Origin of the sequence: Veillonella sp. T34266-5 (genome assembly GCF_002959815.1) — a bacterium.
GTDB classification, from domain to species: domain Bacteria; phylum Bacillota; class Negativicutes; order Veillonellales; family Veillonellaceae; genus Veillonella; species Veillonella atypica.
Genome location: NZ_PPCZ01000003.1, coordinates 157,993 through 177,776 on the forward strand (window position 1 = coordinate 157,993; position 19,784 = coordinate 177,776).

The 19,784-nt window shown below is 38.2% G+C and carries 16 protein-coding genes; 3 read left to right on the forward strand and 13 right to left on the reverse strand.

The window, feature by feature from the left end; translation table 11 throughout:
- Window positions 1–16: 16 nt before the first annotated feature.
- From VIHSUH07_RS01670 to pduB, 4 genes are read right to left on the reverse strand one after another with little or no spacing between them, the layout of a single operon-like run.
- Window positions 17–538: a diol dehydratase small subunit gene (locus VIHSUH07_RS01670; RefSeq protein ID WP_105083642.1), complete on the reverse strand. Its 522-nt coding sequence runs from the start codon at window positions 536–538 to the stop codon at window positions 17–19.
- Window positions 539–549: 11 nt separating this feature from the next.
- Window positions 550–1,248, reverse strand: a complete 699-nt coding sequence (locus VIHSUH07_RS01675) for a propanediol/glycerol family dehydratase medium subunit (protein WP_105083643.1) — start codon at window positions 1,246–1,248, stop codon at window positions 550–552.
- A gap of 9 nt (window positions 1,249–1,257) precedes the next feature.
- Complete coding sequence (locus tag VIHSUH07_RS01680; RefSeq protein WP_105083644.1) at window positions 1,258–2,919, reverse strand: propanediol/glycerol family dehydratase large subunit; 1,662 nt, start codon at window positions 2,917–2,919, stop codon at window positions 1,258–1,260.
- Window positions 2,920–2,940: 21 nt separating this feature from the next.
- The gene (gene pduB / locus VIHSUH07_RS01685; protein WP_105083645.1) at window positions 2,941–3,696 is read right to left on the reverse strand and encodes a propanediol utilization microcompartment protein PduB; all 756 of its coding nucleotides are present in this window, start codon (window positions 3,694–3,696) and stop codon (window positions 2,941–2,943) included.
- 382 nt (window positions 3,697–4,078) lie between these two features.
- Between pduB and VIHSUH07_RS01690 the strand changes: the two genes are divergently transcribed.
- Window positions 4,079–4,969, forward strand: a complete 891-nt coding sequence (locus tag VIHSUH07_RS01690; RefSeq protein ID WP_105083646.1) for a PocR ligand-binding domain-containing protein — start codon at window positions 4,079–4,081, stop codon at window positions 4,967–4,969.
- A gap of 530 nt (window positions 4,970–5,499) precedes the next feature.
- Here VIHSUH07_RS01690 and VIHSUH07_RS01695 read toward each other — a convergent pair.
- The 3 genes from VIHSUH07_RS01695 to VIHSUH07_RS01705 form a co-directional block, all read right to left on the reverse strand.
- Window positions 5,500–6,813, reverse strand: a complete 1,314-nt coding sequence (locus VIHSUH07_RS01695; RefSeq protein WP_105083647.1) for a DUF389 domain-containing protein — start codon at window positions 6,811–6,813, stop codon at window positions 5,500–5,502.
- A gap of 9 nt (window positions 6,814–6,822) precedes the next feature.
- Window positions 6,823–7,860 (reverse strand): nicotinate-nucleotide--dimethylbenzimidazole phosphoribosyltransferase, encoded by a 1,038-nt coding sequence (locus tag VIHSUH07_RS01700; RefSeq protein WP_105083648.1) that lies wholly within the window; start codon window positions 7,858–7,860, stop codon window positions 6,823–6,825.
- 394 nt (window positions 7,861–8,254) lie between these two features.
- Window positions 8,255–9,079: a MetQ/NlpA family ABC transporter substrate-binding protein gene (locus tag VIHSUH07_RS01705; protein WP_105083649.1), complete on the reverse strand. Its 825-nt coding sequence runs from the start codon at window positions 9,077–9,079 to the stop codon at window positions 8,255–8,257.
- 263 nt (window positions 9,080–9,342) lie between these two features.
- On the opposite strand from VIHSUH07_RS01705, the gene VIHSUH07_RS01710 reads away from it, so the two are divergent.
- Window positions 9,343–11,097, forward strand: coding sequence for a 1-deoxy-D-xylulose-5-phosphate synthase (locus VIHSUH07_RS01710; protein WP_105083650.1), 1,755 nt, complete (start codon window positions 9,343–9,345; stop codon window positions 11,095–11,097).
- A gap of 145 nt (window positions 11,098–11,242) precedes the next feature.
- Here VIHSUH07_RS01710 and VIHSUH07_RS01715 read toward each other — a convergent pair whose 3' ends face one another.
- From VIHSUH07_RS01715 to VIHSUH07_RS01740, 6 genes are all read right to left on the reverse strand, one after another.
- A complete protein-coding gene (locus VIHSUH07_RS01715) occupies window positions 11,243–11,878 on the reverse strand; it encodes an NUDIX hydrolase (protein WP_105083651.1) in 636 nt (211 codons plus the stop codon).
- A 148-nt stretch (window positions 11,879–12,026) separates the two neighbouring features.
- Window positions 12,027–13,349: a dicarboxylate/amino acid:cation symporter gene (locus VIHSUH07_RS01720; protein WP_005379632.1), complete on the reverse strand. Its 1,323-nt coding sequence runs from the start codon at window positions 13,347–13,349 to the stop codon at window positions 12,027–12,029.
- Between the two features lie 201 nt (window positions 13,350–13,550).
- A complete protein-coding gene (locus tag VIHSUH07_RS01725; protein ID WP_038123990.1) occupies window positions 13,551–14,417 on the reverse strand; it encodes a hypothetical protein in 867 nt (288 codons plus the stop codon).
- A 41-nt stretch (window positions 14,418–14,458) separates the two neighbouring features.
- Window positions 14,459–15,226 carry a hypothetical protein gene (locus tag VIHSUH07_RS01730; protein ID WP_369819920.1) on the reverse strand — a complete coding sequence of 256 codons (768 nt, stop codon included), beginning with the start codon at window positions 15,224–15,226 and terminating at the stop codon, window positions 14,459–14,461.
- Between the two features lie 84 nt (window positions 15,227–15,310).
- Entirely contained in the window at window positions 15,311–16,483 is a 1,173-nt protein-coding gene (locus VIHSUH07_RS01735; RefSeq protein WP_105083653.1) for an iron-containing alcohol dehydrogenase, read from the reverse strand.
- A 111-nt stretch (window positions 16,484–16,594) separates the two neighbouring features.
- Window positions 16,595–17,107, reverse strand: coding sequence for a flavodoxin family protein (locus VIHSUH07_RS01740; RefSeq protein WP_105083654.1), 513 nt, complete (start codon window positions 17,105–17,107; stop codon window positions 16,595–16,597).
- Window positions 17,108–17,411: 304 nt separating this feature from the next.
- Between VIHSUH07_RS01740 and VIHSUH07_RS01745 the strand changes: the two genes are divergently transcribed.
- The gene (locus VIHSUH07_RS01745) at window positions 17,412–19,694 is read left to right on the forward strand and encodes a ribonucleoside-diphosphate reductase subunit alpha (protein ID WP_105083655.1); all 2,283 of its coding nucleotides are present in this window, start codon (window positions 17,412–17,414) and stop codon (window positions 19,692–19,694) included.
- The last annotated feature ends 90 nt before the right edge of the window (window positions 19,695–19,784 follow it).

Consider the following 19,784-nt stretch of genomic DNA (forward strand, 5'->3'; position numbering starts at 1 on the left):
TGACATCTCCTATAGGTTAATTATCACCTTTTAGTTTTTTACGACGTTCGTAGTTTTCTGCAGCTTCTCGTACAAAGTTTGCACAAATTGGAGCACCTAGACCATCAAGTTCGCTAGCAATATCCAAAAGTTCTTGTTTAGAAGAACGATATGGACGAAGTGCATTATACATTTCAAGTAAGCGTTTATCGCTAACTTTTGTCATTTCTGCGGCGCGGGAGAAGTTCAGTTCAATTTGATCCCGTCCCCCAGCCTTAGCAATTTGACCTTGAGCTTTCAAAATGGATGGAGAAATTTTCAAATCATCCATTGTGATGTGACCTGCCATTACGTTATCCATCGTAATATGGCTCAAGTCACGACCTTGACCAAGATCAATCCATTCTGGATGTTTTTTAGCAATCGGATAATCTTCTACTGTAGCAACTCTATCTACAGTAGCTGTCGTATATGGGACTGTAGAATGAGTGACATTACTTTTCGCCCCTTCTAATTCGGAAACAATTTGACGAATTAAGGTTTCTAATTCATTAGCCATAGTAAACCTCCTTATACAGTGACACGAACTTCATCAGCTGGCTTACCTTTTACTACATGCTTAGTTTCTTTGATATGAAGCAATGCAGATAATGCTTGGTATTTTGGTCTAGCCATTTGATCATTCAAGGTTGGTACTGGTGTTGGGGATTCACCCTTAGCATATTTAGCAGCATTTTTACCGATAGCACGGTATGTTTCAGCTGTTAATAGCGGTGCTTGAGGGAATAATTCCAAGTTAGAAAGTGGTTGCAAATCCCGTTGGTGAATCAAAGTTGTACCTTTAGATTGAATACCGATACAAACACCAGATCCAGAAATAGAGTCACCTTCAACGGCTACAGCCGCCACATCAGATGATCGATATACGCGAATAACACGAGCTTTCAATCCTTCTTCTTCAATACCGGCTATCAATTGACGAATCACCTCTTGATGCGGTACACCAACGATAGTTTGTCGTTGACTACGGCCAAAGGCAGGACCAATAGCAATCACTACTTCATCTGCGCTTGTACCAGGTTGTGCAGGGGCACCAGTTTGTAGCCAGCTATCGTCACCAGTTGGGTCTTCATGTCTAGGTGCTGCACTTGGTGCTGTACTTTCACCAACATTAGCCTTGAATTGTGGTGCCTCATGAACACCACCCATTTCTTGTAAAACGTCTAGGATAATAGAGCGTAATACATCTCTGTTAATTTCAGCCATCATGACACCTCCTTATATATCCCGTGGATCAATGGCGTTTGGAATATCTTTAATACGTTCCCAATCTTCACCTTCCACACGATACCCTGTGCCAACACCTTGATAGTCATTTCTATTGTTAATCGCGGAGATAACATTGAAATCACGGTCAAAGATGGCCGATGTTTGTAAGTAATCGCCGGAGATTTTTTGTTTTAATAGGTTTAAAACACTTTGTGCTACATCTTGATGACCTTCTTTAGCTAAGCCTTTTACGAAGTCAACGCCTGTAACGCCGCGGTTCAACAAGTCTTGAGCCGCTTTAATATCTGCAACCTTATCACGAGGAGGCATATCTTTAGAGCCATTCGCATACGTAGCAGCCTCTACCTCTTGAACGGTAATTGGAGGCAAGCCTAAAGCTTTGAACAAAGCTTGTAATGCACGAGCCGCTTTATTACGAACCGCTACAACTTCTTCTTCACGAGCAGGAATAAGACCGCCATTTACCTTGAGGTCACGTTGGATAACTGTCCAGTCATCATAGTCCTCTGCATCCCAGTTGGAACCAGCGAACATGTTGTCATAGTTTGGTGTAGAACTATAACCGGAACAAATAAAGTCAGTACCAGGTGCAAATTGCATCAATGTACGTGCTGTTCTACGCAAGTCGGAGTGACTGAATGTTTGGTCATTACTAGATGCACATTCAAGGTCGAGCATAGCTGCTACAAGGTTTTCTGCTAATACAGCACGGATACCAGAAGGCACAGCTGCTGGAATGCCAATACAGCTTACAGAACCATTTTGGATACCTTGTACGCCGGCGCCTTTTGTAATGTATAGGCAACGAATTTCAAGGTACAACATGGACTTACCTTCAGCTTGGCCCATTTGTACTTCAGAACCTGTACCAGATGTAAAGCGCATTTTAAGGCCTCGAGATGCATAAGCAGATGCGAGGAAGCCTTTAGACCAAGGTGTATCATCACCATCGGTAAATACATCTTCTGTACCATATACAGAAATGGTTTCTGCATAAGCTGTGAAACCGCGCATACCAAGTTCTAATTCTGTTGCTTCTTCCAAGGAACATTGAGTCAATACGCCTGGACGACCACATTGAGAGCCTACGAGTAAGCTAATCGCATTAAGTGGTGCATAACGAGCAACCGCTACTGTTGTTTCTTCTTCTGCGAACCCACGAAGTGCACCTTCCGCTGCATCCGCTGCGATTTGTACTGGGTTATCGTTTACGTTCGTTACATGGGCTTGGTTAGCCATTGTACGACGAGCGCGCATTTTTTGCATACATTGCATCATTTCAACAACGTTCATGCAAGAAACTACTTCCAACATTTTTGCTGGAGTAATAGATTTACAAATCTTAACAATTTCTTCGCGAGGTACTGAAGGGGTAAGCATCATATTAGCAATCTCTTTTGAGTCTTTTGCCATCGCCTCTTGAGCACCATCGAGAACGATACCGTAATTTGCAATAAATGTATCGATAAGATCAAAATCTTCACGGCGTTTACCATCGAGTTCAACGATGCGGCCGCCTTCGATTTTGAGGCTAGGCTTTGGATCTTGAGGAGATTCCATAGCTATAAAACCTTCCTCTACCCATTCCTTTACATAACCATCCTGATTAACAGGACGTTGACTTAAAACTTCGAAACGTTTTGATTTCATAGGGCATACCATCCTTTCAGATTAGATATAGGAAGGGGCTCCGTTTACTGGTTCGTCACCCATCGTACCAAGCAATTGTTTACCTACTTCACGAGCAGAGATAACTGCTTGTCGTACAGCCCCAGAATCGCCAGAAATCTGTAAAATAACTTCGTTAGAATTACTTGTACCTGCAGAAGGTGATGCATAACCAATTACATCAACGTTCGCAGATTTAACAGCTACATCGGCCATAACTACGCCAATCGCTGCAGGAGCACCTACGATAAGGCCAAATGCTTTACCTTCAGGAGCACCAAATGCTGCATTTACCGCATGACTAGCGCGTGCTGTATACTGAAGCTCAATATGTCCAGCATCGTTTGCGTATACATCGCCAAAGGTGCGTTCCACTTCAGCTAATGCCACTTCAATAGCTCGTTTTACATCGGATACATCATCGCCACCAAAGATAATTAGTGAGCCATGGCCTGCGCCACCTTTAGTATCACGAGGTAATTCTATACTAACAATTTCTGTATTTGTCGCTTTTACTGCTTCGTCAGCTGCCATAATATGCGGGCCTGCACCAGTACGAGCACCTAAAATACCGATAGAACGATATTTTTTCTTTAGTTTCATCGCATCTAATACTTGTTGATCTACGTTAGCAATTACGAGACCTATAGTATCGCCAGTTTTGCTAGCCCCTACAAATTCAGTTAATCCACATGTAGTCGCCATAATACCCTCCTTATGTGTAACGTAAGGTAACTTCAGTATATACTCAAAATACATAAACAACTAAAGTTCCCATATCCATAAATTTATAGAGATGATTTATTGTTCATTATTCATTGGGCTCAATCCTTTCTAAATTTATGAAATAATATGGATATCTATATCTTTATTATAGAAACTTTCAAATATAACTTTTTTATGAATATTTGTAAAATATGATTTTTCTATTATCAAAATACTAAAATTTTGTTATACTCCTACATATAAAGGTGAATACATAGGAGTAATTACCTCTAATTATATGTATATGAATTTTATTTAATATATCACTTTTCTCTTTTTAGGTTTAGAGCCAGCATATTAGATAGAGAGCAAGTAGAGCTATTAAATTGATGTGTATTCTAGACCTCTTAACACATTTGTGATTGGGGGCTCCAATATGATTTGTACCACAACAGATACAAAACTTATTAACGAAATCATGCGTGATTTCACAAACATAACAAAAATTGCGGCAATTTTTGTAAATAATCGTGGAAAAGTGTTATCTCAGGAGTATAATTTTTCTCCTTTTTGCAAAGTTGTTAGGCGCAATTCAACCTATGCTAGACGTTGTAATCAATGTGATTTATATGGAGGATTAGATGCTACAAAAGAACTATCCTCCTGTCCTTATCGTTGTCATATGGGACTAGTAGATTTTTCTGTACCTATAATGAAAGATGGTGCAATTTTAGGCTTCATAATGGCAGGCCAAGCAAAAACGGAAGATACTACTATTAAACCTATCTTACCTACCCAAACAGATTGGCATGGAGATACAAAACTTCGGAATCTTTATCAAAGCTTACCCGTCCTAACTGCAGAACAATTATACAGTGCTACAAAAGTTTTACGAATTATGGTGGAGCATTACTTCCCATTTAATGATGCAATAGCAGAAGAACTACCATACGAACAACTACCAGACTTTGTTGAGTCAGAACGGCCCATTAATCGACCTGAGATTCGAAAAGCAATGCTATACATAGAAAAAAACCTAAGCAAGCGCGTATCACTTAGAAGAATTTCAGAACACATTCATTTAAGTGAGTCTTATTTTTCAAAGATTTTTAAAGATGACACAGGGCTCTCAGTAGTACAATACATAACACTACTACGAATACAAGAAGCAAAGAAACTGCTAGTCTATTCACAATTAACAGTTAATCAAATAAGTAAAACACTTGGATATAATCGGACCAGTTATTTCTGCAAAATATTTAAAATGGCTACCACTGAAACTCCCCATTCATACAGAAAAAAATATGCCAAACCTATTGATGTTTAATAAAATAAAGGCTTTTTCTTAAGAAATATACAAAAATAGCTATTAGTTGATTTGATACACAATCAACTAATAGCTATTTTTAGTAATAAGAGACCATTTCATAACAGTCACTTTACATATATAGTTAGGGTTATATCTAAAAAAGCGTATTACACCACACCATGCACGAGTAGGCAATTAATCAATTAGAATGCTGGAATAATCGCACCATTATATACAATACACGTAGATATTGTAATAAATCTATTTTTCTTATCTGGTATCTACATTTGATTATTTAATAATTTCGATGTAGTAAGTATAATAATTAAATTCCCACTTGCATAATAGATTTTATATATCAATTAATATAACCTTAATCTATAGCAAGATAAGAGTAATTACATTTAGCTATACCAAGTACATAAAAACGGTACTAAGATGGTTCCCCGTACTACTAGGTAATATACCTAATAGGTACAATCAAACTTAGTACCGTTATAAATATCACTCTATATAATAAACAGTCTAATCAAAATCAAAAGATTCAATTATAATGTTGACGTTGTTTGCTCCACAGAAATAGTTACAGGTGCTGATAATTTAGCCTCTAACCAAGCTTTTATTCGTTCCAAATCTGAATCAGATACAGTGGACGTGGTATGGATAATCACCATATAGCGATTCGCTTTAGGCTGTTCTAAATTATCTATCAAAGGCATGCCTTCCACTTTGCTTACAAACGGGAATAACACCTTTGCTTCAGCTTCTGTCGTTTTCATAGTATTTATAGTTTCACTTACTAATTGATAAGTCGGCTGGTACAGATTACTCAAGTTTTTATATGTTTCAAGACTCTCTGAAGATTTATTCAAGTTCGTCTTATCCACAGCAGATTTTTGCTCATCTACGCTATTAACAAATCGTAATGTATAAGGTTGCAAGTACTCATCTTTCTGTAACTTATCATCCAACTGAGCTCGCTCCTCTGAAGTCACAGGAGCTCCTATAACTACTATGTCTACTAGCTTATTCGTTTGATCCAATGAATAATCAATCACTTGTCGACGTCCCTCTTGATTAATATCATTCTTAATAAACTGCTCCATATGATTTGACTCAGAATACTTGATGGTCATATCATAGCCTGCATAAATACTTGGTATAGCCATAATAAGACCAATCACGAGAAATATTAACTGGTTACGACGATTAACCTCTTCTGCTTGTTTATGGAATGGCAAACTATATACACCCTTTAAAACAATAAAAGATGCAAAGAAGATGAAGAATGCATTTATAAAGAATAAATAGCTAGCCCCAAAGAAATAGTTCCAATTTCCATTAGCAAGTCCATATCCTGCCGTACACAGTGGTGGCATAAGTGCAGTTGCAATCGCAACACCTGGTATAACATTATCTAAAGTCTTACGCGTTTGCCCAATAATCCCAGCTAACCCACCAAATATAGCAATGAATACATCAAAAATATTCGGTTCTGTACGCGCTAATAGTTCAGATGTAGCCGTCTGAACGGGAGAAATATAAAAATATAAAGCAGATGCCAAAACCGCAATCGTAATCTGTAAGGACAATCTTAAAATAGCACTTTTTACAACTGTAAAATTAAGCGTAGCGAAGCCAAAACCAGTTGCTAAAATAGGTCCCATCAACGGCGATATAAGCATAGCACCAATAACAACTGCCGTACTATTCATATTCAACCCAATAGAGGCAATAAACATGGAGAGGATCAGGATAACCAAAGCAGGTCCCTTAATCTTAGCACCACCTATCAGTCTTTTAGCGATAGTTGCATCATCAGCTCGCTCAAAATGTATATCAAAGTATTTATTTATTTGCATTCGTCCTCCTTATAATTTCATCAAATCTGCAAAGGTCCCTACGTTTACAAACATATACTGTGTGGTTTTTAACATTTGAACCATCAAAATAGCCCCTGTACCTTCCCCCATTGACATGTGTGCTTGGATAGGTACCATATCTTGTGTAATCCCTACTTCAGACAAAGCAAGCTCAGTACCTTTTTCGCGGGAATGATGAGATGGCAATGCATAGTCCTTAACGCGATCATTCATGTATACTGCACAAGCCGCTGCTACAGCTGTAATAAAACCATCAATAACAAAAGGCTTTTTAAACTTAACACAAGCTAGCATAGCTCCAAGAATAGCAGCTATATCAAAGCCCCCTACATGGGCTACTATTTTACGAACTCGTTCAGCTTCACTGTTAGAAACGATACGAGCCTTATGTTTATCTAGTACAGCACGGACAAAATCAATTTTACGCTTCATCAAATCTGGTTTATTCGGCCAAGAACCAGGTCCGACCGTTTCAGTTGGATCTGCACCAGTTAATGCAGATAACACACAAGCAGAGGTTGTCGTATTCCCGAGCCCCATCTCACCAAAGGAAAATAGATTTATCCCTTTTTCGACATAATATTCAACTCGTTCATATCCTGCTTGAAAGGCACGGTTAAACTCAGCCTCAGTCATAGCAGGGTGGTTTAAAATATTCTTTGTTCCCTTTGCGACCTTGCGATCCACGCCGATACCATCATCTGAAGCAATTCCTACATCTACAACTTCATAGGGAATGTTGTTAAAGTTACAAAATTGCGTTGCTGATGAACGGCCTAAGAGCATATTACGAGACTGCTTTTGCGTTACCTCATAGTTATAGCCTACATAGCCTTCCATATTACAACCATTATCGGCGGAGAATATAATATGCTGTGGTCGGATTTCACCATTGATCTCGCCCCAAGCCGTACAAATCTTGCGGAAATATTTTTCCCACAAGCCAAGGCCATCAGGGATAAGACATTTCGATTGAAGAAATCTATTTAATTGTTCCTCGATTGGTAATACTGACTTATCTTTCATTCTAATCTCTAGTCCGCATCTAATATGCCAACTAACCTTCTATTAATTCGATATTATTCTATATAAAAGTATAACACAAAACCCATATCTAGTAATATGAGGTTTGTTAGCTTTCACTATAGAAACAAATTTATTGCCAAAAAGGTTATCCCCTCTGATATCTCCCCATTCATACAGAAAAAAATATGTCAAACCTATTGACGTTTAATAAAATAAAGGCTTTTTCTTGAGAAATATACAAAAATAGCTATTAGTTGATTTGATACACAATCAACTAATAGCTATTTTTAGTAATAAGAGACTATTTCATAACAGTCACTTTACATATAGAGTTAGAGTTATATCTTGAAAAGGTATATTACAACACACCATGCACGAGTAGGTAATTAATCAATTAGAATGCTGGAATAATCGCACCATTATAATGTTCTTCAATGAACTTCTTAATTTCTGGAGATTGTAATGCTTTCGCTAATTTTTGAATAGCTGGTTTATTTTCATCACCAGGATTTACAGAAAGAAGGTTTGCATATGGAGAATCTGCTTTTTCTACGAATAAGCCATCTTTTGTAGGATTAAGACCAGCTGGTAATGCATAGTTCGCATTGATAACTGCTGCATCCAAATCTTGAATAGAACGAGGAATTTGAGCCGCTTCTAATTCTGTAATTTGGATATTTTTAGGATTGCTAGTTATGTTAAACGGTGTGTTTGTCAAACCAGTTGGGTCTTTCAAAGTCACAAGACCAGCGCTTTGCAACAAGAGAAGTGCACGTGCACTATTTGTTGGGTCAGATGGAATAGCCACCTTTGCACCATTCGGTAAATCTTTCAAGTCTTTAATTTTTTGAGAATAAATAGCTAACGGTTCGATATGAATAGGTGCAAAGCTTACGAAATTTGTACCATGATCTTTATTATAGTTATTTTGGTAAGGTACGTTTGCAAAGAAGTTTGCATCTACTTCATGACTAGACAATGCCATGTTCGGTTGAATATAGTCTGTAAATTCAATAATTTGTAAATCTACACCTTCTTTAGCCAAAATAGGTTTAACTTGTTCTAATATTTCGGCATGAGGCACAGGGTTTGCAGCCACCTTCAAAACTTCAGGCTTAGAACCGCTGGAACTTTCATTATTCGTAGATGACCCACATCCACTAATCAATAACGCTGCACCTAATACAGCCGTTGCAGCAAAGGCAAATAATTTATTCATACAGGACCTCCTATATAGTAAAATACGATAATCATAACGCATCAATTATGAGTGATATGTTCACAGTATAGCATTTTAATTCCTACTAGAATAATAGTTAATTAATATGGTTAGCTATTACTTATTTATATATCTAAATATATCGAATTACCTTTTTATTTATAAATAATTTTACTCTATAATGTTATAATAGCTATTAATGAGTTATATATTTCATTAACTGTAATTGATTTATCCATTAGTATGGATCATGTAGGAGACCTATGGAACTGACAGATATTCAAATTCCTAGCGATTTGCGCGACTGCTCACTAGCAGAGCTCGAGGTCATCGCACAACATATACGAAACTTAATCCTCCATAGAACATCACACATTGGCGGTCACATCGGTTCCTCCCTAGGAGCCACTGACATTATTGTTGCCTTGCATCATGTGTTCGGCCTTGATGATGCTCAATTCATATTTGATATTTCCCACCAAAGTTATGCTCATAAGATTTTAACAGGCCGTCACGAAGGATTTAAAAATAAGGACAAATTTCACACCATATCCGGTTATAGCAATCCTGATGAAAGTACTCATGATGCATTCCACTTAGGCCATGCTTCCACAAGCCTCAGTTTAGCTTGTGGCCTCATGATTGGCCGCGATTTACAGCATGGAACACACCCCATTATTACCATGATTGGTGATGGTGCGCTATCCGGCGGAGAAGCTTATGAAGCATTGAATCACTTAGCTACCATGTCATCCCAATGCTTGATTATCATCAACGATAATGAACAATCCATCGCTGAAAACCACGGCGGGTTATATACTCATCTTCAACAATTGCGTGAGACTAATGGTGAAAGCCCTAATAATATCTTTAAAGCTCTTGGCTTTTCATATCGTTACATCGACGATGGCAATTCGCTATCATCCCTAATCCATGCGGTAAAAGACTGTAAAGACGAGATAACACCGACAGTGCTCCACATCCATACGACAAAAGGCCACGGTTATGACAAAGCCATTGCAAATCCCGAAGGCTTTCACAATCCATCTGGATTTGATATCGACACAGGGGAAACAAAAAAACGCTATACTAACAGCTATGAGTCCATTGTGGCAAAGCAACTTATTGATACACTAGAGCAAAACAAAGCTGCCTGCATCATCACAGCTGCTACACCTGGCGGATTCTGCTTGACGAAGGATATACGAGAAAAATTAGGTGCTCAATACATCGACGTAGGTATTGCAGAAGAGCATGCTACGACATTACTTGCTGGCATTGCACACAACGGGGGCACGCCAATTTTACCGATTTACAGTACATTTTTACAACGCGCCTATGATCAAATCATAAATGACCTATGTATTAACAATAGCAATGCACTAATCCTCGTATACCGCGCATCCATTTATGGTAACAAGGATATGACACACCTTGGGTTTAACGATATTACAATGCTCGGTAACATGCCAAATCTCATGTACCTAGCACCTACAACGGTAGAGGAATTAGAATCTTCCATTCGTTATGGATTAGAACACCACAATCATCCTATCGCCATCCGTATTCCGGTAGGAACACCAATCAACGATACAGCTCAATCCAATACAATAGATAAACCTGTAACATCGTGTGACATAACTCAATCTGGTAATACAATTGCCATCATAGGTGTCGGTAATTTCTACAATAAGGCTGTCGAACTAAGTCATGCAATACGTGAGGTAACACATATGTCACCAACCATCGTAAAACCACTATGCATTTCTAGTTTGGACACCGATACTTTAAATGAATTAACTAAGGACCACCATATCGTCATCACCTTAGAGGACGGTGAACTCGAAGGTGGCTATGGTCAAAAAATTGCTAGCTATTATGGAAAAACGTCCATGAAGGTCTTAAACTATGGTATTTCCAAACAATTCTACGACCGATATAAACCCGAAGATGTATTACAGCAAAATCACTTAGATTTTGAACACATCTTAGATGATATACGAAATGTACAACATTAATTCAATATATACAAGAAATGCCCAGTTTAAAACTGGGCATTTCTTGTATATATTTATAATTTCATAACATCTGCCAAGGCCACCAGGTATTAGGCACTTAGATTGAAGGAATTTATTCAATTCTTTATTAAATGAAGTTATTTAGTTATCTTTCATTGTTTATAGTCTTACCTTGTCGATATAAATCCAAGAAATTTTTGAGCACTCGACCTGTTAATCCCCATATCGTATATTGCTTATAGGGATAAAAATAAACAGAATAATTCTGACGAATTTTCCAGTCTATTTGGTATCCTTCTAATAAATGAAATGGAAAATCTCGCAGTGGTTTAGTACCGATATCTAAGTGCCCCACGGTAGGTTCCATAGTAAGTAAATACGCAAGTGGCACCGTAAAGATTTCACCTACCTCATCAGGATTAGGCATAAATTCATCGGTATGTAAACGTACAACTACAGCATGCAGTTTAACACCTATAGCAGATACTAAACAATCTAACGAGCCTAATAATTCAATTTGATCCGTATCTATTCCTAATTCTTCCGAGCACTCACGAATAGCCGCAGCAGCTCCAGTTTTATCGGTGCTTTCACAATGTCCACCAGGAAAGCTAATTTCACCAGGTTGCCTACGTAATGTCTGACTACGCACCGTAAATAGGATGTGATCCTCACCATCAATTTCAAGCAATGGCACTGCTACCGCTGCCGTTATAACATCAATATCTGTAATCACTTGCGGTTCTCGCCCATTTAAATATGTGCTTAACTGTCTGTCCATAGCCATCCCCCTTTTCTTAATTATACCAATAATTGTTTTCCAGAAAATAGTAAACGTGGCACATTATTATATTTTCTATTTGAAAGCAAAATAGGTTGCCTCACATATAAGAGGCAACCTATTTATATATGCTTTTATAACGTACAATCTACGCACCTTGGAATTGAGGCATGTCATCATGAGAGTCAGGATCGTCTAAGGTACCTTTCAAATCATTATCAACCATAGCACATACAGATGCATCGGACCAAACGTTTTCGGCCGTTTCAATCATGTCGATAATTGTATAGATTGGTAAGATAATACCAAGCAAACCGATTGGCGCACCAATGGAACTCATCAAGGACAATGTTAAGAAGTAACAGCCCATTGGAACACCAGCATTACCAATTGCAGCAAGAACAGCAATGAATAACCAAGCAATCATGGTACCCATAGTTAATTCAATACCTGCATTTTGCATTACAAATAAGGATGTTACAAGGATGAAAGCTGCGCAACCATTCATATTAATAGTTGTACAAATTGGTAACACGAAACGCGCTACAGAAGGATGGGCTTTCAAATTGTCTTCTGCAGAGGCCAATGTAACAGGCAATGTAGCAGCAGAAGATTTCGTGAACAATGCAACAGCTACGGCTGGAGACATTTTGCGGAATACATCGAGAGGGTTTAAACCACGGAATAACAAGAACAATGGAATTACAATAAAGAATTGAATCAAGTTGCCGCCGATTACAACAGCTGTATATTTACCTAATGCACCAACGATGACCCCTGCTTCGATTTGTGCAGATAATTGACCTGCAAAAGCAAGGATACCGATTGGTAAAACGTAAAGTAAACCTCTAATCAATGTGAATAGTAATTCTTGTAAACCAAATAACACCTTCAATACTGCTTCACGACCTTCTGTACGAGGCATGAAAGCAAAAGCTAAACCAACAGAAGCAGAAATGAACATAACGGACAATACGTTACCTTCTAAATACGGTTTCAAGATATTGTTAGGAATAACGGATAAGAAATGATCATAATATGTTACGTGACCTAATTTTTCAGGTACTTGCGCTGCACCGGCACCGATTACATCAAGTGGTAAGTTACCTGGCGCAATCCAAAGGAATAAACCAAGACCAACAGCGGCTGCACAAATTGTTGTTAACAATGTATAGGTGACAGCATGACCAAAGATACGGCCTGTATCCTTCTTAGCCCCCAACATGGACAATGTGGTAATAACCGCTAGTGATACAGTAGGTATTGCAATGAATTGGAATAAATGCGTAAATACCGCAGCAATGAAATTAAATAAATCATTAAGAACTGGAATATGTTGCCATCCTAAGATAGCGCCGATGATGAGCGCACCCATCCATAATATAAATTGACGTAATTTACCTTGACCACGACTTTTCAAGGTAATCTCTTGCGCTAAGGCATCAACATTTTTGTTATTTTGATCTGCCATAAAAACACCTCTCAACTAATAAAACTACTAGAGACCAATAAAGAAACCCCAGCCCTAGGGGCTGGGATAATTAATCACATCCGAGTCTCTTTGTAAAACCCATTATAAAGATATGTTTTAAATATGTCAATTACAATATGTGAATATATTGTAATATGTTCAAATATTATTCCTACTTTTATATAGATGCTCTAGTAAAATCTAGTGCCAAAAGTCTATATCCATAGTAATCATACGGGTTCGCTCTGGATTAAACATAAAATAAATGACTCTGGGCTGGTCCTGATCAAAATTATGGTAAACAACATATACCACGTATTTCTCTGCTGACATCCGAGTACTATAATAATAATCTGAGTCAGGATCATCACCAACACTCTGTGTACCATTAATTAACCATGGAAATAATTTCCAGTTTTGTCGTCGAATGGTAATAACCTTATAGTAATCGTCCACATCACTAAATAATACACTTCTATCTTTCGGCTGCTTGAACTCACGAAGCAACTTAACTGTAGTATCTTTTTCCCTACCATTTATAAACGAATACCAAGCATTAGATTTAACAGATTCCTCATACTGTGAAATCGTAGCCTTATCACCATCTAATACTAAACAGCTTTGATTTCCACCTATTCCAATTACTTCTGCAGAAGAAATCACTTTCAAACTCTCCGGTAAAGACTTAGGTGTTTGTAATGGAGTCGGAATATACCCCGCCTTAGATGAGGGCCATGTAGAGTGCCATCGTTGTGTATCATAATGGGATATCCCCACAGCAGAAAATACTAAAGTAACAGCTAATGTAGGAAGCATACATAGAAAAAAGATTACATAAAAATATGTTAAAAATCTTTTTCGTATAGCTGCCTCACTATCAAGCACTCCACACTTTTCAAGCAATAAGACAATCGTAGCTATTAATAAAATCAGATAGTATAACCCAGAGTATGAGATATAATCCGATAATAAAAATGTTAATATCCATAGAATTATAAAAAACCATATGCTCTTTCTATAAGGCGCACCTAAAAATAATTCCTTTAGATACATTACACACTGTCGCATTTACTCTCTCCACAACCAAATTTATCCAAGGCCTTATTGGCCTACTTAGACTGATAAAATATAGCTCGTGTTCCATCATTACTAATTAAAAGTTCCACAAAATGAGGCCTTTTTGTATTACCATCATCAACAAATACATATAGTCTATGATCCTGAGTAGAATTATATGTATCCTTAACTACTGTTTTTGTTTCTTTTCGAGGTGCAAAGCGCAACCACTCTATAAAATTCCTTTTTGATAAATTTAGAGGTTCTTCCTCGATACTATCTATAACGTAATAACTATCAGGATGAGATATAAAACGCTTTACCTCCCCACTTTCTAAATCTAGTAACCTATAATATCTATCAATCTTAGCCATATAGGATGCATGTTGTTTTGCAATTGCCTCATATTGCGCAATTACTTTAGGATTCCCTTCTAACACTACATAACGATAAGGATACGCAGTGGCCCAGGCCACATCCGTTCGTACCATAGATACCTTATCAATACCTTCCGGAAGCTGTTCAGGAGATTTTAGTCCCTCTGGTAATTCACGATTATTAGGCCAACCCCTTTTCCAATCAGTTGTACTATACTCAAAATCCTCAATTTGATCGAAGCTTGTATTAATATCATATTTAAGCCAATCCGCAACAAGTCCAGCTAAACACAAATTAAATATAATAAATACGCAGCAAGTCAATTTAACATGTGTTTTTTCAGATAAAGCATGTTTCTTAAACCAATCATATTGTAATAATAAACTCAATACTATTGCTATGCCAAATACAATATATGTTATAGGGGCTATATTAAATAGCATTGCTACTATAAATAGTATAATTATATATGCAGTTAATAAGCCATGAAATCCTTGGAACAAAACTCTCTCCTATTATAACGACAATTACAACATCTTTTTGTACAATACTTCTATATCGTTACGACTTACTTCAGCCACTGTATTAGCAATATTCCCTGCAGCTACTACGTATACATTATCTACAAGCCAAGGAATATCCTTTTTAGTAAATCCTAATTCTGTAAGGTTTGTGGTAAGGTCTAATTCATGCACCACAAGGCGTAATGCTTCACCCAACTCAGAACAATCACCATGGTTGAATATACGTGCCAATGCATTAAATTTTTCAGGGTTAGCACTCCATGTGTATTCCACTACAACAGGTTCAATAACTGCAAGACCAACACCATGGGTAATATCCTTAAGGCCACTAGCAGGGTGTTCCATACCATGGCCTAGTGTAACGCCTGCCGTGTTAATAACCATGCCTCCAATAGTACTAGCCAATGTAACGGACTCCCATGCTTTTGTAAGTTGTTTTTCATTGAGAATAGATGGTTTACCTTCAACCGTTGCTTTCACATGTTTATATAGTGGTACTAGATATTGTGCTAGCAATGTTACTGCATAATGAGCTAGCGCATCGGTGAAAGGTTGCGCTGTTTTAGATGTGTAGGCCTCAATGTTATGGCACAATGCATCGAAACCAACAGATGCTAACACATGCGGAGGCATAGTCCCCATTACAGCGGGGTCCACGATGGATACCTTAGGCACGATGGCATTACAGCGCAAAGATTTCTTATCTCCTGTTTCAGGGTTTGTAAAGACACCGAAGCCATTACCTTCAGAACCTGTACCACAGGTAGTAGGAATGACAATAAGAGGCAATGCATTATCACTCGTTTTGCGGTTGAAGATATAGTCGTTAATATTCCCATCGTTAACAGCCATAAAGACAATACCTTTTGCACAGTCCATAATGGATCCGCCGCCAATAGCAATAACCATATCACAGCTTTCTGATTTAGCTAAAGCAGCCCCATCTAACGCAGTTGTAGTCAACGGATTGGCATCTACTTGATCAAAGAGAACATGGTCAATATGAGCCGCATCAAGCTTTGCCACAACGCGATCATATAAGCCAGATTTTTTCGCACTACTGCGACCAGTTACAATAAGTGCTTTTTTGCCGTATGGTGCAGCAAATTCAGCAACACCATCTACTTTATTCCAACCAAATTGGATATTTACAGGTAAAAAGTACGAAAATTCCATATAAACGACCTCTTTTCTTTACATCTTTATACCTTTATCGTAATGTACCTAAAAACGTTCGTCAATATATTAAAACAGCAGCACCTATATGTAGCACTGCTGTTTACTGATTTAAATTACATCTAATACATGCTTGGCAAATTCCATTGCTGCCTTGCAATCATCTTCATTTGGATGGACTGCCGCTTGTTTATGACGTGCATCACGGTCAGCCGATTGGCCATGACTATGCCCTTTGGGAAACATTTTATACATCATCTCTATAATCTTAGGGTCAACCTTACCCTGGCAGATGAAAGTATCTACCGGCACTACTCCTTCTGGCAAGCAAGCTGCTGCATTAATCAGACTTTGCTTAGCATGCTCCATTTGTGGAGGCACGCCAGCCGTTGCAAACAACGCAATATGTGGATTATGTAATGTTCCCAGTACATCGCGAGCTTCTTTATTAGCGGTCCCCTTATCAACCCAGAAGCCTGCAAACACCAAATCATAGGATGCTATATCTGAGGGTAGTTCAGACATAGATACGCAAGGTGTACCTACTGGCAGTACGCTAGTAATAGCCTCTGCCACTTGTTTTGTATTTCCCGTAAGGGACGAATATATAACGATAGACTCCATGTCTTACCTCCTATTGTAAAGATATATTTATTATAAATCATATAGTATCTATCTATAATAAAATTAATCACATACTACATCGATAAATTTAATCTAACTATATTGATAAATTTAAAAAAGTCAATATTGAATGTATAGAATTTTTCCGCTATAATCATTATATAATGTATTTAACAAACAAGAAAACTACCATATATTGTAGTTTTCTTGTTTTTCTGAGTAGAACTAGTTTGAAGGGTTAACTCTGATTTACGCTAGTTCTATAGTTAATTTTAGATAAATTTACAATGTAAGGGGAACCATAATGGAGATTATGATCAAGAAACGGGATGGCCATTTTGAACCGCTATCCGTAGAGAAAACGAAACGAATGATTGCCTTCGCATGCTTGGGGTTAGATTCTTGTGATCCACTAGAATTGGAAATGGATGCAAAGTTACAATTCGTTGATGGCATGACGACTAAAGAAATTCAAAAAACTTTAGTGCAAACAGCAATCGAAAAGGTTATCTCTAAAAAAGACGACGGATTTGGTAACCAAGTCAATAAAATGAACCAAGATTGGCAGTTCGTAGCAGCCCGCCTTTTCTTGTTTGATCTCTATAAAGAAGCTGCTATCACGCGCCGTTATAAAGCATTCGGATACGGCAACTTCCCAAATCTTATACATATGCTTGTAGAAGAGAAAAAATACGCGGACTTCTTCGTTACAGAATATACACCTGAAGAACTTCAAGAATTGGGCGATTATATCAAGCCTAAGCGAGACTACCTCTTCAACTATGAAGGTCTTAAATTGTTAGCTGACCGTTACTTGGTAAAAGGCTTCAATAAAGAAATCTATGAATTGCCACAAGAACGTTTCATGGCCATCGCTATGCACTTGGCATTGGTAGAAGGCGAAAACAAAGTAGAGTACGCTAAGAAATTCTACGATTTGATGAGCCAATTAAAGATGACAACTGCTACACCTACATTAGCAAATGCGGGTACACCATTCCATCAATTGTCCTCTTGCTTTATCTCTGGTGTAGACGATAATTTATGGTCCATTTACGATGTAAATAGCAAATTCTCCCGCGTATCCAAACACGGTGGTGCCCTTGGTATTTACCTTGGCAAGGTTCGTGCATTGAACTCCGATATCCGCGGTTTCAAAAACTCCTCTGGTGGTGTTATCCCTTGGATTCGCTTGTACAATGATACAGCTGTTGCGGTTGACCAATTGGGTAAACGTAAGGGTGGCGCTACAGTAACACTCGACATTTGGCACAAAGACTTCTACGAATTCGTAGAGCTTCGTACAAACAATGGTGATGACCGTCGTAAAGCTCATGATATCTTCCCTGCTATCTCCATTCCAAATATCTTTATGGAACGCCTATTAGCTCGTGAAAATTTCACCCTCTTCGACCCTCATGAGGTATTAACTGTGAAAGGCTATGCCTTAGAGGACTACTACGATACTGATGACAGTAAGGAATTCACAAAACGCTACCTCGAATGTGAACAAGATTCTAACTTACATGGTATCGAAGTGCCAGCACTAGACATGATGAAAAAAATCATGCGCTCCGCTGTTGAAACAGGTACTCCGTTCATCTTCTTCCGCGACACTGTAAATGCTGCAAATCCTAACAAACATGCCGGTATGATTTACGCGTCCAACTTGTGCCACGAAATCGCACAAAACGTTGGCTTCACTAACCTTGCTGAAGAAATCATCAATGAAGATGGTACTATCACTACAAAAACAATTACAGGCGATATGGTTACATGTAACTTAAACTCCATCAGCCTGGGCCGCATTGCTGACGAAGAATTAGAAGAAAACATCGCGCTTCAAATTCGTATGCTAGACAATGTTATCTCTATCAATCAAGCACCTGTGCCAGAGTCTCGCATGACCTCTGATAAATACCGTGCTATTGGTCTTGGCACCTCTGGTTACCACCACTATCTAGTAAACCACAATATCCAATGGGAATCCGATGAACACATCGAAGCAGCGGATAAGTTGTTCGAAAACATCGCCTACTATTCCATCAAAGCTTCCATGGAACTAGCTAAAGAAAAAGGTGCTTATCCTGCGTTCAAAGGTTCCGAATGGGAAACTGGTGAATACTTCACGCGTCGTGGCTACACATCTGATCGTTGGAAACAATTGGCTGCAGACGTTGCAAAATACGGCATCCGCAATGGTTACTTGATGGCCGTAGCTCCTACTGGTTCTACTTCCAACATTGCGAATACAACAGCTGGTATCGACCCTATCTTCAAAAAATTCTTCATCGAAGAGAAAAAAGGTTCTTTCACTCCAAAAACTGCACCAGATTTGAACGATAAAACTTTCTGGCTCTACAAAGAGGCGCATACAATCGACCAACAATGGTCCATCAAAGCTTGTGGCGTACGTCAACGTCATATTGACCAAGCACAATCTTTCAACTTGTATATCACACCTCAAATGAAAGCAAAAGAAATTCTTGACCTGTATGTTGAGGCATACAAACAAGGGATTAAAACAATCTACTACATTCGTAACCAATCCCTTGAAATGGATGAGTGCACTAGCTGCTCTTCGTAATAATTAAAAATATCATTGCTATACTTTTCAAAAACTATGAATCTGATGACGGCCTATAGCAATATAGGTCGCATCATTATACAAAGAGGA